This is a genomic window from Sulfurimonas sp., from assembly GCF_032250635.1.
GTDB lineage: Bacteria > Campylobacterota > Campylobacteria > Campylobacterales > Sulfurimonadaceae > Sulfurimonas.
In genome coordinates this window covers 1-13,685 of the sequence record NZ_JAVVFL010000034.1, presented here as the reverse complement: position 1 = coordinate 13,685, position 13,685 = coordinate 1, and the positions used below count along the sequence as shown (strand labels likewise).

Genomic DNA, 13,685 nt, shown 5'->3' with positions numbered 1-13,685 from the left:
CTACAAAGATGAAGTTGTGCATCTAAGTGGAGATATACTCTATGTCAGAGAAGACGGCTTGACTTTTGAGACGCAAAAAGCGGTATATAACAAAAAAACGGCCATTGCTACTGCGGATGGCGATTTTGTACTCTATAGGGGCGCAAATAGAGTAACAGGAGAGAAGTTAAAGTATAATAACTCTTTAGAAAAAATAGAGTCAAAAAATGTAAACGCGATATATAAATTTGAAGAGAGTAAGAGATGAAAAAAACAATTTTTTTAACAATTTTTTTAACAGCAGCGCTGTTTTCACAAGAGCTAAAGGTAAAAGCCAAGCTATTTAATGCAGACCAAAAGACAGGTGTGTCTGTTTTTGAAGGTGACGTGAATATCATAAGAGGCAGCGATGAGTTAAACACATCAACTGTCACTATCTACACAAATGAGAAGCAAGAGCCTATAAAATTTATTGCCGAAGGTAACGCCTCTTTTAAAATTAAGACGTTAGATGGTGCGCTTTATGAAGGAAAGGCTCAGAAAGTGATCTATCTTCCACAGGAGAAGGAGTACCACTTTTCTAAAGAGGTTCACCTAAAGCAGATCAATGAAAAAAAAGAGATTATAGGTGAAGAAGTTGTTCTTAAAACTATAGAGGGCAAAGCATACGCAAAAGGTGCAGAACAAGAGCCGGTCATTATGATATTTAATATGGCACAAGATAGTAATAAGAGCAAAAAATGATTGAGATAGTTGACGCAAAGTTTGTCACATCCGCAGCAAATATAAACGGAGCACCAGAGAGTGAAGAGCAAAATGAAGTTGTTTTTATGGCGCGCTCAAATGTCGGAAAAAGCTCACTGCTTAATGCACTTAGTAACCATAAAGGTTTGGCTAAAGTCTCTTCCACCCCGGGAAAAACAAGACTTATAAACTATTTTGACGTCACTTTTATGGATAGAGAAGACTCCTCAAAAAGTTTGGTAAAGTTTGTCGATTTGCCAGGTTTTGGATACGCAAAAGTGTCAAAATCAATAAAACATGACTGGGAGAAGAATCTAACTGATTATATATCTCAGAGAAAGCAGATAAAACTTTTTATCCATCTGATTGATTGCAGACATCCGCACTTAGAGATTGACAATTCGGTAAGCGATTTCTTGCTTGAACATGCTGATGAAACACAACAAATAATGCAGATTTTTACAAAGATAGACAAACTAAACCTAAAAGAGCAAAATGCTCTTAAAAAAGAGTTTCCTCAAGCTTTGATGGTTTCAAGCTCCAAAAAAAGAGGTATGCAAAAGATTGTAACTATAATATACGACATTTTAAAAGGGGCATCAGATGAGTGAGGTTGAGTTTTGTAAAGCGAAGCTCTCAGATATACAAATGATGCAAAAACTTGTTATCCCTGAAGTAGAATCCGGTCTTATTTTGGCTAGAAGTTCGGATGAGATAGCGACAAATATAAGATCATATATACTTGCAAAAGAGGATGGGGAGATTGTAGGTTTTTGCGCTCTACATATCCACACTCCTTCACTTGCAGAAATTAGATCTCTTGTTGTTAAAGAGAGCAGAAGAGGACACAAAATCGGAGAAAATTTAGTACTAAGAGCGATAGAGGATGCTCGAATGCTCGGTCTGCAAAAAGTTCTAAGCTTAACGTATAGACAACAGTTTTTTGAAAACCTCGGGTTTGTCGAAATTCCAAAAGAGTCACTGCCCGAACATAAAATCTGGGCTGACTGTATTAAATGTAAACACTTTCCGGTATGCAACGAAGTATCTCTAATCAAAACTCTTTAACACCGCTTCTATACGCGGCGTTGTTTATTATATATACCGCACTAAGCGGTATATACCTTTTTCTGCCGCCTCTTTTTGCACTTCTTTATCTTTTTTTCGCAAAAGCGCTTAAGCGAGAAGATGTTTTTTCGCTCTTTTTGGTAGCGATATGTCTGCTTTTTTTTGAAGCGCAAAACAGCTATATGCTCTTTAGCACCATCATATATTTTGCATTTATACACAGATATATTGTTCCAAAAATAAAACAGAATTTCAATTGTAACGTATGTGTGAATTTCTCTATCGCATTCCTGGTTTACATTGGTTTTTTTCTCTTTTTCTCTCTTTTGTCAAATATATTTTTGCTTCCTATGCCTAGCATAGACTACTATGTGCTTTACTACATAGCTGTAGAATTTTTAATATTGAGCTTGTTATGAAAGTAAAATTTATACTTTTTATATTTATTGCAACATGGATTGCACTCTTAGTAAGAGTTTTTGTGCTCTCTGTTGAGTCAAATACCTATTATGAGAAACTATCTTATAACAATATGATAAAAATAGAGCTAATCCCGCCCGTTAGAGGGGAAATTTTGGATGTTAACAATAAGCCAATCGCAATAAATGAGCTTGGCTTTAAGATACAGCTAGCCCCACATCTTACTCTGAAAAAAAATCAGGATGCTTTTGATGAGGAGATAAACACTCTTCTTAGATTGCTGCCAAATCTAGATAGAGAGAAGATGATAAAAAACTACAAAAAAGAGGACTCATACTACAACCACAACTTCATAGATGTTGTAGACTTTGTCTCATACGAAGAGATTATGCCTGTTTACTCGATTCTAAATCTTAGAGAGAAAGTAAATATTCTTTCGTCCCCAAAAAGATTCTATCCCTATAATGAAGTAGCTGCACACTCTATAGGATATGTGTCACGCGCAAATAAAAGTGACATAAAAGATGACAAGCTTCAAGAGCTAATAGGCTATACCGGCAAATCAGGTATAGAGAGATATTATAACACCTATCTCCAGGGAGTGGCCGGAAAAAGAGAGATAAAAGTAAATGCAAACAACCAAGAGATAGAAGAGCTCTCAAGCGAGGCTGCCATAGAAAATAAAAAACTAACCCTAAACATAGATATTGAGCTTCAAAAATATATCTCTTCGCTTTTTGCCAAAAAATCAGGAGCCGTAGTTGTTATGGGGGTAGATGGCGCCATTTTGTCGGCAAGCAGTTTTCCCGAATACAATCTAAACACATTTGTGACGGGCATTAGCTACAAAGAGTGGGACAGATTCTCAAACAGCCTTGAAAAACCATTTACAAATAAACTTGTTCACGGACTTTATCCACCTGGTTCGGTTATAAAAACAGGACTTGGACTTATCTATATAACCTCACCTGAAATCGGTCCAAATTGGGGAGTTCACTGCACAGCATCAATGCCGCTTGGCAAAAGGGTATTTAGATGTTGGAAAAGGGACGGACATGGAGATACCGGCATAACAAAAGCCATACGAGAGAGTTGCGATGACTTTTTTTATAAAGGAAGTATTCAGCTCGGCATCAAGAAGATGAGCGATGGGCTTATAAGATACGGTCTTGGCAGAAAAACAGGTGTTGATTTACCAAATGAATTTATTGGCACTGTACCCTCAAGGGAGTGGAAAAGAGAAAAATACGACAAACCATGGTATATAGGAGAGACGGTAAATACTTCAATCGGGCAGGGTGATTTTCTAACTACGCCCATGCAGATGGCTCAGTTTACGGCACTTATGGCAACGGCTAAACTTCCTCGTCCGCAATTTGCAAAAAAGATAGGAGATGTGGAGATTAAGCCGGAGTTTGAAGAGGTACTTAATGAAGATGAGTTAAAAAAACTTCCAATTATCCAAAAAGCTATGTATGAAGTTTGTAATTACCCAAGCGGAACGGCAACGGGTTATCTAAGCTCAAAAGTCAAAATCGCAGGCAAGACGGGAACGGCGCAGGTTATCGGTATTTTACAAGACATAAAAGAGAGAGAGCTGGAGCATGAGATGGAGTACTATACCCGTTCTCATGCCTGGTTTACAACCTATGGACCGTATGACAATCCTCAGTATGTTGTTTTAGCTATGGTAGAACATGGCGGGCATGGCGGTGCGGCAGCGGGTAAAATTGTTTCAGATATCTACAACAAGCTTTTGGAGATGGGATACATTAAAAAGTAGAAGCTACATGTAAAGATGCAGCTTAGAGATAGTTTTCTAAAGAAACTTCTCAAAAGAGAGTTTTCTAAAGAAACTCATAATGAGTTTTGTATAAATAGCACCAATATAATTAATAAAAATATAGCTCCGGCTCTGTTATAGAGCTTGTTTGCTAAGATAAAAACAAGGGCAATCGAGGCTGCTGCCATTATAAATAAATCAAACTTTGTTGCCACAAGGTCTACCATTAGCGGACTTACAAGCGATGCAGAACCAAGCACCATTGAGAAGTTTGCAACGTTTGAACCTATGATATTTCCTATACTCATCTCTGCATTGCCCTTTTTTATGGCTACAATTGAGACAACAAGCTCAGGAAGTGATGTTCCAAGGGCTATAAGAAAAAGTCCTATAATCCACTCACTGATACCAAAAGATCTTGCTATATTTGTACCGCTCTCCACAACGAAATTTGCTCCGCCGATAGTTAACACAAATCCGACAAGAAGAAGCGCTATCGTCAAACCCCAGTTGAATTTTTCTCTAACAAGTTCTTCATCGATGTCGCTCTCGAGAGTCTCTTTTGAACTTCCAAATAAAAATATAAGATAGGAGAGCATCAAAAGTAGATATAAAACCCCATCTACCCTGCTTATCTCGCCGTCTTGAATCATTATAAAAAAAAGCACTACCGGGATAACTATCCATGCGCTATCTAAAGAGAAGAGGTCTCTATTTGGAACCATTTTTTTGGAAATAAAAAATACCACTCCAAGTACAAGCGTAATGTTGAAAATAACGCTTCCCACAACATTTGCAACCGCCATTTCGCTTTTGCCTGAATATGCGGCCATCATGGAAGCAGCCATTTCAGGCAGAGATGTTCCAAAGGCTATAAGAGTAGCACCGATGACATAGTGAGATATGTTAAAATGTAGAGCTATGCGCTCAGACTCTTTTATGACAAAATCGGCTCCATAAATGAGCGCTGCCATGGCAACTATAAAAATTACAAAATCCATACGGTTCTATCCTTGTGTTCTGATTATTAAACTTTTAGGCAGATTAAACTTCTCTATAAGCTCTGCCTCTTTTTTTCTCATCTCTCCGTTGTCAACCTCATGGTCATATCCAAGAAGATGCAGCATCCCATGAATAAAAAGAAGTGCGAACTCATCGTCTGTGCTATGCCCAAACTCCTTCGCGCTCGCTTCTACATGCGAAGATGAGATAACTATACTTCCAATAGGACTCATAGGCATCTCTTCATAGGGAAAACTAAGGACGTCGGTATCTTTGTCTATGTTGCGATGCGTCTTGTTTATCTCTCTCATCTCATCACTGCTTGTAAGGATGAGCTCTATCTCTTTTTTTGTAAGAGAATCTGCTATTGCATTTATGACGAGGGTGTCAATTTCTAAAGAAGTTCTGTTATCTAGTTCAATCATGGGCGAATTATAGCAAATATAATAAACAAATTATGTTAAAATATTTTTATGATAAAGAAAAACAAAAGAGCGCTATGCGTCATGAGCGGCGGTATGGATTCAACGCTTAGCGCATATATGATGCAGAAAATGGGTTATGAGATTGTTGCTCTGCACTTTAATTATGCACAGAGAACAGAGACAAAAGAGTTGGCGTGTTTTCATGCCATATGTGATGAGCTAAAAGTTATAAGCAGATATGTTTTAGATTTGGACTTTTTTGCTCAAATCGGCGCTTCTGCTCTGACTGATGCAAGTATAGAGGTTCCCACAGGCGGACTAGAAGAGGGCGTGCCCGTTACGTATGTTCCTTTTAGAAACGGTATATTTTTAAGTATGGCAGCGGCGCTAGCAGAAAAAGAGGGTGCCGAGGCTATCGCCATAGGCGTAGTAGAAGAGGATAGCAGCGGTTATCCAGACTGCAGAGAGTCTTTTATACAAAGTATGCAGCGCACGATAAACCTAGGCACAAAAGATGAGACAAATATTGTGATTAAGATGCCTCTCGTGCATCTGAAAAAGTCTCAAATAGTTAAGCATGCGCTTGAGCTTGATATTGCGCTTCATCTTACATGGAGTTGTTACAAAAGTGAAGATAAAGCATGCGGAGTCTGCGACAGCTGCCGTTTGCGACTAAGAGGCTTTAAAGAAGCCGGAGTAAAAGATCCGATTGAGTACCAATAAAATAAGATTTAACGATTTAGAGATTTTACATCTCTGCAAACCAAGTCTAAAAAACAGCTATATCAGCGTGAAAAAAAACGGAGATATTACGCTTAAAACACCAAGGGTATCAGAGAGCTATATAGAGAATCTCCTTTCAAAAAGAGAGTCGTGGATAAGAAAACAGTTAAAAATAGTAGAAGAGAATCCGCCAAAAATCCACAATCTCCAAGATGAAGTTCTGCTCTTTGGAGAGCTATTTAGCATAGACAGCGATGAAGCGAGTGAATTAAGAGAATATCTGAAAAAAATAGATATCTCAAAAATTGATCCTATTTTAAAATGCTATGACAAATACTACAGAAATTACGCGAAAAACTATCTTACCCAAAGAGCAGAGCACTACGCCAAAGAGATGTCTCTAAGCTACAGCGATATAAAGTTCAGAAAGATGAGAAGCAGGTGGGGAAGCTGCAGTTCAAGAGGCACAATAACTTTTAATACCGAACTTATCAAGATAGATAAAAAGCTCATCGATTTTGTCGTTGTCCATGAACTGGCTCATTTAGTGCATATGAACCACTCTAAAAAATTTCATGACCTAGTTAGTCAATATATTCCGGATTCTCGCGCGTTGAATCAAGAGTTAAAACATCTCTCTCTTGGATTCTAAAATGAGTGAGTTCATACGTGCTTGATGGTGACCACAGCATCCATCCGCTTGTATTTGTGTCGGCTGTAGCTCTTATTTGTTCGTTTATTTCAAAGAAGTTATAAGCAATTTTCCTGTGCGCATAATCTTTAAAAGATTGTAGCCACGGTCTGAGCCTTTTTGACTCAATTTGATCCTCTATATTCTTTAAACTTTTATAGATAACCATATGCGGATGTTCGGATGGATTTTCAAGTCCGAATGACCCTTTAGAGAATCCTGAAGGGTAGAGCATAGGAGAGAGATAGTCTGCATATTTGGCGAGCGGCTCTATCATCTGTCCGATTCCCATGTCATGGTCTTCCCAGCATATATTTCCATAGGTGTCTACAGAGATAAAAACGCCATATTTTCTAAGTCTGTTTTGTGCCAGTTTTAAAAAATCGCTTATCGCTTTAACGCGGTTCTGCTGTGTACTCTCTTTTGAAAATGTCAGTCCATCTTTTGCGGGAAAGCGGATGTAGTCAAAATTTATCTCATCGAAACCGACTCTTGCAGCATCTTCAGCGATTGAAACCGTATATTCGTGCGCTCTTTTGTCAAACGGATCAACCCATGCCATCTCATCATGATTTCTCCAGAGAGTTCCATCCCTCTTTTTGATTGCATATTCAGGGTTATTAGAAGCTTGAAGCTCATCTTTAAATGTCACTATTCTTGCAATGGTGTATATGTTTTTGGACTTCATCAGCTTCATAAACTGCTCTATATCCCTGTTTGTTCTATCATTGTGCGCGCCATAACCGTTTGCTTTTTCAAAAGAGGTTTTATATGAGGTTGAACCATACTCGCTCTTAACATCGACAACGATGGAGTTTATTTCAGTTTTATCAATAATCTCTAAGATATCTTTGAGTCTAGGAGAGTTGTTGCTGGCACGCCAAAAGCTCAGATAAAGAGCTTTAACAGTTATGGGCTCTAGCTTAGCAATCGTGTCGTTATCTTCATCTTTATCTAATTTATATGCTCTGTATCCGTACGCTTTTATAAAGATTTTATCTTCGTTGCTATCAATAAAAAAAGTTCCATTCTCATCGCTTTTGACACTCAGGCGTGAGTCGTTTACGGTAGCATTGCCTATAGGAAGTGATGTTGTTTTGTCAACAATTGTTCCGCTAAATGAGCCCCATAAAAAGGTCTCAAGCAGAAAAAAAGAGAGTAATAACTTTCTCAAAATAGCACCGCCTTTCTTATCTCTCATTTAAAAAATACCTCAAACTCGCATCACTCCACTCTCTGCAAAGCTCTAAATAGCTCTCAATAGAGCTATAAACCTTTTTAAAATCGCCGTTTTTCTCGCTAAGTTCAACAATAACTTCTTTGAGAGCTCTTTTTCCCTCATTTACGACATCTACTGGAAACTGATGCATTGAGATATTCAGCTCTTTTAGCTGTTTTAGTGCTTTGATATTTTCGCTGTGAAACTCATACGCCATATTTGAGTTCATCTCGCTTGCTGCGACCTCTATCATAGATTGCTGTTCAAAAGACAACTTAGCATAAAACTGTTTGTTAAATGTAAGCTCTAAAATTGAGCCCGGTTCATGCCACCCTGAGTAGTAGTGCGGAGCAACCTTATAAAACCCCATCTTAATATCAAGTGCAGGTCCAACCCATTCAGTTGCATCTATTACCCCACGCTCCAAGGAGGTGTATATCTCTCCTGCGGGAAGCAAAACAGAGTTTACTCCCATTTTGGAAAAGACCTCTCCGCCAAGACCGGGGATTCTCATCTTAAGACCTTGCATATCCGAGAGCGATTTTATCTCATTTCTAAACCATCCGCCCATCTGGATGTTGGTATTTCCGCCCATAAACGGATGAAGATTGTATCTTGCATACTGCTCTCGCCACAGCTCCATCCCGCCGCCAAAGAGCATCCATGAGTTTATCTCCTCTGCTGTAAAACCAAAAGGGATGCCGCTATAGAGTGAAAAAGCGCTGTTTTTTCCCTTCCAGTAGTATGGTCCAGAGTGAAAAGCATCGATCTGACCGCTAGAACAGGCATCAAAGACCGCCAAATCTGGTATAAGAACATTTTTAGGATATATCTTTACATCTAACGAGCCGCCGCTGATATCTTTTAATCTCTTTGCCATTCTTTCAACACCGACACCCATAATAGGAAAACTTGCAGGCCAACTCGTTGCAAGTTTGATGGTAGTTTTTTTATTTTTGTTGATATTTACTCTTTTTGTACCGCTCTCTCTTTTTTCTGGGTGTTTTGAATAGTCTATCGCTTCTCTATTTTTCTCGTTGCATCCGACCAAAACAATGGAAGCAGACGCTGTTGTAGCGGTTGTAAAAAAGTCTCTTCTATTCATTATCTTCTTTCCGATTTGAAAATTTCTAATATTATCATTGTATCTAAAAATCCATTATGAGCTGAGTCTGCCGAGAGAGCGGTTTATTCAGTATCGATTTATCGACACCCGCAATAAGAGCAAAATGAAAACTGTTCTCTTTTAGTATATTTAAAATATCTCTCTCATTTTTGTAACTAAAAATATTTTCACTCCTCTCTTGCTCTGCATGAGAAGGAACAATAAAGATAATTTTTGCCCATGATGCATGACGTTCTAAAAAAAGAATCTGTGAATCTATAAGAGTGACATTTGGCTCAAAAATAAGCACTTTATCGCTTGTACCGAAGTTTTTAACTTCAAGTTTTTTGTTTGTGAAAACGGCTTCAAAGTGCTCTATTGGAGTAAATTTTTTGAGTTTATAGCTTATCTTTGCCGTTTTAAAAAAGTGCAGCAGTTCTTCTAAATAGGAGATAAAAAAAGGAGAGATTAGCTGTCTCTCATAAAATATATTATCATAGATAAACGATGTCTCAAAAAGCGTCTGCTCCATAATCTCAATAGGCGCGAAAGGTCTTTTTGGGACTGTTTTTACGGTTGCAAATATCTTAGAGTCTGTTAGAGCAGGGCAAAAGAGCACGATGCTTCTGTCTTGTATCTCCCACAAACTCCTAAAAAGTGATCTCAAATCACCTCTTAGCGGGAGAAAGTTTGTCTCTGTAGTTACCTGCATAGAGAGTTTGAGTACAATTTCATTGCACTCATAAGCTACAACCTCTTTTTCAATCATCTTAAATCGAAGCAGTTTCTTCAAGGCTACATCAAGAGAGTCAACTCTTATCCATGCAATTTCAGGATCAATTATCTCAGTTGTTTTTTCAAACACAATACCATAAGCACCGTTTGCAACAGCTAAAGCAATATCGTCATAATCAAAAGCAAAAAAAAGGTCGCCTCTTTTTACTTTTATAGCCTCAAAAACAATGTTTTCAAAGCTATATATGCATGGCTCATTAAGAAGAGTAGCTTGTGTAAGTGCTAGAAAATTTTCAAGTCTCATCCAATAGGCGTGCCTGCTTTTTTAGGTTTTTCAGGTCTGACTAAACATAGACCATCTTCATCCTTTGCAGCAAGAAGCATTCCTTCTGAGATCATACCCATAAGTTTTGCAGGTTTTAGATTGGCAACAACACAAACCTGCGTATTTAGCAGAGACTCCGCTGTATAAAATTCTCTGATTCCGGCAACGACCTGTCTTGGTTTTTCTTCACCCAAATCAACCTGAAGCTTTAAGAGTTTTTTGCTCTTTGGAACCTCCTCGGCTTCTACGATTACTCCAACTTTTAGCGATGTCTCAAAAAACTGTCCAATCTCAATAAGATTATCTTCCTCTTTTTGGTTATCCTGCTCTTTGGCACTCTCTTCGGTAACATTTGGCTGAGCCAGAGGAGCTTCAGGCATCAACGGCTCTTCAACGCGTGGAAATAGGGGAGGGACAGGCTTGATATTAAATAATTTCAAGAGTTTCTTATCCTCGATTAGCTCTCTATAGCTTGCATGATCGATACTGAAATTCAAAGCATCTGCAATAGTATTTGTAGTTTTTGGCATAACAGGGTGGAGCATAATAGAGGCTTTTGCTAAAATATTTGCAACAAGAGCGACCGTAGCCAGCGCTTCATCTCTTCTGCCTTCTTTCATTTTAACCCACGGAGCATGCTCTTCTATGGCTTTGTTTCCGATTGAAAAGAGCTTCCACAGCTCCTCAAGATATCTGTGAGTCTGCAGGTTCTCCATAAATGTATCAAGAGAGTCTAGAACAACATTCATCGCGTCTACTTCTTTTGTGTGGTATTTTAAAACATCCACGCTGTCAATCTCAAGGTCTGAATATTTGCCGCTCATGCCGATAATACGGTTGAGCAGATTACCCAAGTCGTTGCTAAGCTCAGAATTTATTCTGTCAATAAACGCTCTTTGGGAAAAGTCGCCGTCTTGCCCAAAAGGCACCTCTCTGAGCATAAAATATCTTAAGTTCTCAACACCATAAGCATCAGAAACTTCTCTAGGAGAGACAACGTTGCCTTTTGATTTACTCATCTTTTCGCCATCTCTTGTCCACCACCCATGCGCGCCGATATGCTGCGGAAGAGGGAGGTCAAGACTCATTAAAAATGCAGGCCAGTAGATAGCGTGAAAACGGAGAATATCTTTACCTACAAACTGAACTGAAGCCGGCCAATAATGCATATTTGCATCATCTTTTCCGTAGCCAAGCGCAGTAATATAGTTTAAAAGTGCATCAAGCCACACATACATGACATGCTTGTCATCTTTGATTGACTCAGGCATTTTTACGCCCCAAGTAAATGATGTTCTTGTCACGGAGAGGTCACGAAGACCGCCTTTTACGAAGTTTATAACCTCATTTGCACGAGAACGCGGCATGATGAAATCAGGATTGTCAGCATAGTGTTTTAGGAGTGCGTCTTCATATTTTGAGAGTCTAAAAAAGTAGCTCTCTTCTTTAATGATATTTGTGCTTCTGCCGCAGTCAGGGCAAAATTCACCATCAACAAGCTGCATCTCCGTAAAAAATGTCTCACAGCTAACACAGTAGTGACCCTCATAAAAATCTTTGTAAATATCGCCTTTGTTGTACATGGCTTCAAAAGCTTTTTGAACACCTTTTTTATGATCTTCATCAGTTGTGCGGATAAACTTGTCGTAACTTATCCCAAATTCATCCCAAAGATTTTTAAAACCGGCACTAATCTCATCGGCGAACTGCTGTGTTGGCTTAGAGTTTTTTTGGGCAGACTCCTCTATCTTTTGACCGTGCTCATCAGTTCCGGTCAAAAAGTAGGTGTCTTCACCTTTTAGCTTCTCATATCTAGCCATAGTGTCTGCTATAAAAGTTGTATAGGCATGTCCTATATGTGCCTCGCCGTTTACGTAATAGATAGGTGTTGTTATATATTTACTCAATTTTTTCTCCTTAAAATTCAAAATTCTGATTAAAACGCTAATCGGAACAAGTCCCGCTTAGCTACGCTAGCCGCTGTGGCACTAAAGCTTGACGCTAAAGCGTCAGATTTTTTAAAGAAGTATATCAAAATTCAAATCCGCCGGTATCACCCTTGGACATGCTGTTGTAAACCGCTTTTACGTAGTTGCTTCTTAGCTCACAATCTAAATAGAGCTCGCAACTGCTGCAGCTTGCCGACTGCCTCTCTTTTTGACATTTATGCAGCTTCTCTATCATCTCATCAAGATAAAGCTCAAATTTGTCCATCTCGACCGCATCAGTTGTTTGCATAGACTTCTTTTACTCTTTGTATCTCATATTTGGAGCCGAAAAAGCATGGTGACGTGTCATGTATATGAGCAAAATCAAGCTCCATCAGATCTTTTTTGCCATCAATCGCCTCACCGCCGGCAGTTTTAAAGATAAATGCAAAAGGAAACACCTCAAAAAGCTTGCGAAGTTTGCCATCAGGCTTGTCTGAAGTTCCCGGATAACTAAAAAGCCCACCGCCTTTTAAGAGAATCTGGTGCAGATCCGGAACCATGCCGCCAGAGTATCGCAGACGATAACCCTCTGCAAAGAAGCTGTCTACCAGCTCTTTGTGGTAAGGTTTCCAGTTCTGCTGTGTTCCACCAGGTGCGTTAAGCTTGCCTTTTTCATTAAGACGGATCTCTTTTACAAACTCAAACTCTGTGCCTTGGAGCAGATGAAGCTTTGCTTTGTTATGAGCAAAAACCATCTCCACACGAGGTCCAAAAACGACGTAGCATGAAGCAACCATATTTTGCGCGCCAAAGCCGTTCTCATAGATGCCGAAAATCGAACCTACACTAAGGTTAACATCTATCAAAGAGGAGCCGTCAAGCGGATCATAAGCAATGAAATATCTTCCATCCTTATGCAACATGAGCTCTTTTTCTTTCTCTTCACTTGCAATCGTATGGATAGACGCTACGTTTGAGAACTCCTCTTCAATGATCATATCGCACTTTATATCAAGCTGAAGCTGCGTCTCTCCTGAGCTGTTCTCCTGCTGTGAATAACCGATATCTTTCGTATCTATCGCATCTTTAATTCTAATTGCCGTTCTTTGTATGGCGCTAAATATATCAGTCATTTATATTACACTTCCTTCGCGTTTTTAAGTATCCAAGATATTACATCTTCGCAGTTGTTTATATCTAGAATATCTACATTTTTTGGTAGTTCATAATCACTAAAGTTTATACTTCCGTCAGTCGCCAAAGCGTCCATATAGGGGAAATAGTCACTATCCAGCTCATCTCTAAACACGCTTATTCTGGGAAGAGGGAGGTTCTTTAGCCCTTCAACCAGTAAGATGTCAAAGTCGTTAAAAAGCCTGATCATCTCATCAAGTTCTTTGTGTCTGTTTGAAAAGTAGGTGGTGCGATTTGGGGAGGTTACAATAACCTCTGCACCTGTGTCTGAAAACTTGTAGCTATCTTTTCCCTCAACATCAAAACGAGCTTTATCTTTGGGGTCATGCTTAATAATAGCG

17 protein-coding genes are annotated in these 13,685 nt (G+C 38.9%); 8 read left to right on the top strand and 9 right to left on the bottom strand.

Going from position 1 to position 13,685, the window contains the following annotated elements; all coding sequences use genetic code 11:
* The 6 genes from lptC to mrdA form a co-directional block, all read left to right on the top strand.
* The coding region (lptC, locus tag RQ763_RS03580) for an LPS export ABC transporter periplasmic protein LptC (RefSeq protein ID WP_314151236.1) at positions 1–247 on the top strand (247 nt) is incomplete at its 5' end.
* Positions 244–723, top strand: coding sequence for a lipopolysaccharide transport periplasmic protein LptA (lptA, locus tag RQ763_RS03575; RefSeq protein ID WP_314151235.1), 480 nt, complete (start codon positions 244–246; stop codon positions 721–723). The genes lptC and lptA, both read left to right, overlap by 4 nt.
* Positions 720–1,334, top strand: coding sequence for a ribosome biogenesis GTP-binding protein YihA/YsxC (gene yihA / locus RQ763_RS03570; protein ID WP_314151233.1), 615 nt, complete (start codon positions 720–722; stop codon positions 1,332–1,334). The genes lptA and yihA overlap by 4 nt, the downstream gene beginning before the upstream one ends.
* Positions 1,327–1,791: an N-acetyltransferase gene (locus tag RQ763_RS03565; protein WP_314151232.1), complete on the top strand. Its 465-nt coding sequence runs from the start codon at positions 1,327–1,329 to the stop codon at positions 1,789–1,791. Before yihA ends, RQ763_RS03565 begins: the two co-directional genes overlap by 8 nt.
* Positions 1,758–2,210 (top strand): hypothetical protein, encoded by a 453-nt coding sequence (locus RQ763_RS03560; RefSeq protein ID WP_314151230.1) that lies wholly within the window; start codon positions 1,758–1,760, stop codon positions 2,208–2,210. The genes RQ763_RS03565 and RQ763_RS03560 overlap by 34 nt, the downstream gene beginning before the upstream one ends.
* Positions 2,207–3,994 (top strand): penicillin-binding protein 2, encoded by a 1,788-nt coding sequence (mrdA, locus tag RQ763_RS03555; protein ID WP_314151229.1) that lies wholly within the window; start codon positions 2,207–2,209, stop codon positions 3,992–3,994. The genes RQ763_RS03560 and mrdA overlap by 4 nt, the downstream gene beginning before the upstream one ends.
* 74 nt (positions 3,995–4,068) lie before the next feature.
* On the opposite strand, the gene RQ763_RS03550 is transcribed toward mrdA, so the two are convergent.
* On the bottom strand, positions 4,069–4,995 hold the full coding sequence (locus RQ763_RS03550; protein WP_314151228.1) for a calcium/sodium antiporter: 927 nt from the start codon (positions 4,993–4,995) through the stop codon (positions 4,069–4,071).
* Between the two features lie 6 nt (positions 4,996–5,001).
* Positions 5,002–5,421: an rRNA maturation RNase YbeY gene (gene ybeY / locus RQ763_RS03545; RefSeq protein ID WP_314151227.1), complete on the bottom strand. Its 420-nt coding sequence runs from the start codon at positions 5,419–5,421 to the stop codon at positions 5,002–5,004.
* A gap of 48 nt (positions 5,422–5,469) precedes the next feature.
* Here ybeY and queC point away from each other — a divergent pair, with 48 nt between their 5' ends.
* Both queC and RQ763_RS03535 read left to right on the top strand, forming a co-directional pair.
* Positions 5,470–6,144, top strand: coding sequence for a 7-cyano-7-deazaguanine synthase QueC (gene queC, locus RQ763_RS03540; protein ID WP_314151226.1), 675 nt, complete (start codon positions 5,470–5,472; stop codon positions 6,142–6,144).
* Complete coding sequence (locus RQ763_RS03535) at positions 6,131–6,796, top strand: SprT family zinc-dependent metalloprotease (protein WP_314151225.1); 666 nt, start codon at positions 6,131–6,133, stop codon at positions 6,794–6,796. Before queC ends, RQ763_RS03535 begins: the two co-directional genes overlap by 14 nt.
* Here the strand turns inward: RQ763_RS03535 and RQ763_RS03530 are convergent.
* From RQ763_RS03530 to mobB, 7 genes are all read right to left on the bottom strand, one after another.
* Positions 6,729–8,009, bottom strand: a complete 1,281-nt coding sequence (locus RQ763_RS03530) for a putative glycoside hydrolase (protein WP_314151224.1) — start codon at positions 8,007–8,009, stop codon at positions 6,729–6,731. The two genes, RQ763_RS03535 and RQ763_RS03530, sit on opposite strands and share 68 nt — an antisense overlap.
* A 16-nt stretch (positions 8,010–8,025) precedes the next feature.
* The gene (locus tag RQ763_RS03525; RefSeq protein WP_314151223.1) at positions 8,026–9,159 is read right to left on the bottom strand and encodes a TRAP transporter substrate-binding protein DctP; all 1,134 of its coding nucleotides are present in this window, start codon (positions 9,157–9,159) and stop codon (positions 8,026–8,028) included.
* A 43-nt stretch (positions 9,160–9,202) separates the two neighbouring features.
* The gene (locus tag RQ763_RS03520) at positions 9,203–10,198 is read right to left on the bottom strand and encodes a hypothetical protein (protein WP_314151222.1); all 996 of its coding nucleotides are present in this window, start codon (positions 10,196–10,198) and stop codon (positions 9,203–9,205) included.
* Positions 10,195–12,126 (bottom strand): methionine--tRNA ligase, encoded by a 1,932-nt coding sequence (gene metG / locus RQ763_RS03515; protein WP_314151220.1) that lies wholly within the window; start codon positions 12,124–12,126, stop codon positions 10,195–10,197. Before metG ends, RQ763_RS03520 begins: the two co-directional genes overlap by 4 nt.
* 124 nt (positions 12,127–12,250) lie before the next feature.
* Positions 12,251–12,457, bottom strand: a complete 207-nt coding sequence (locus RQ763_RS03510) for a hypothetical protein (RefSeq protein WP_314151219.1) — start codon at positions 12,455–12,457, stop codon at positions 12,251–12,253.
* Positions 12,444–13,283 carry a class 1 fructose-bisphosphatase gene (locus tag RQ763_RS03505; protein ID WP_314151217.1) on the bottom strand — a complete coding sequence of 280 codons (840 nt, stop codon included), beginning with the start codon at positions 13,281–13,283 and terminating at the stop codon, positions 12,444–12,446. Before RQ763_RS03505 ends, RQ763_RS03510 begins: the two co-directional genes overlap by 14 nt.
* Positions 13,284–13,288: 5 nt before the next feature.
* Positions 13,289–13,685 (bottom strand): molybdopterin-guanine dinucleotide biosynthesis protein B (gene mobB / locus RQ763_RS03500; RefSeq protein ID WP_314151216.1); only part of this gene is annotated, 397 nt, incomplete at its 5' end.

Excerpts from the sequence above, each read along its gene's own strand:
- lptA (WP_314151235.1), top strand. The coding sequence starts at position 244 with ATGAAAAAAACAATTTTTTTAACAATTTTTTTAACAGCAGCGCTGTTT.
- yihA (WP_314151233.1), top strand. The coding sequence starts at position 720 with ATGATTGAGATAGTTGACGCAAAGTTTGTCACATCCGCAGCAAATATA.
- RQ763_RS03565 (WP_314151232.1), top strand. The coding sequence starts at position 1,327 with ATGAGTGAGGTTGAGTTTTGTAAAGCGAAGCTCTCAGATATACAAATG.
- RQ763_RS03560 (WP_314151230.1), top strand. The coding sequence starts at position 1,758 with ATGCAACGAAGTATCTCTAATCAAAACTCTTTAACACCGCTTCTATAC.
- mrdA (WP_314151229.1), top strand. The coding sequence starts at position 2,207 with ATGAAAGTAAAATTTATACTTTTTATATTTATTGCAACATGGATTGCA.
- RQ763_RS03550 (WP_314151228.1), bottom strand. The coding sequence starts at position 4,995 with ATGGATTTTGTAATTTTTATAGTTGCCATGGCAGCGCTCATTTATGGA.
- ybeY (WP_314151227.1), bottom strand. The coding sequence starts at position 5,421 with ATGATTGAACTAGATAACAGAACTTCTTTAGAAATTGACACCCTCGTC.
- queC (WP_314151226.1), top strand. The coding sequence starts at position 5,470 with ATGATAAAGAAAAACAAAAGAGCGCTATGCGTCATGAGCGGCGGTATG.
- RQ763_RS03525 (WP_314151223.1), bottom strand. The coding sequence starts at position 9,159 with ATGAATAGAAGAGACTTTTTTACAACCGCTACAACAGCGTCTGCTTCC.
- RQ763_RS03520 (WP_314151222.1), bottom strand. The coding sequence starts at position 10,198 with ATGAGACTTGAAAATTTTCTAGCACTTACACAAGCTACTCTTCTTAAT.
- RQ763_RS03510 (WP_314151219.1), bottom strand. The coding sequence starts at position 12,457 with ATGCAAACAACTGATGCGGTCGAGATGGACAAATTTGAGCTTTATCTT.
- RQ763_RS03505 (WP_314151217.1), bottom strand. The coding sequence starts at position 13,283 with ATGACTGATATATTTAGCGCCATACAAAGAACGGCAATTAGAATTAAA.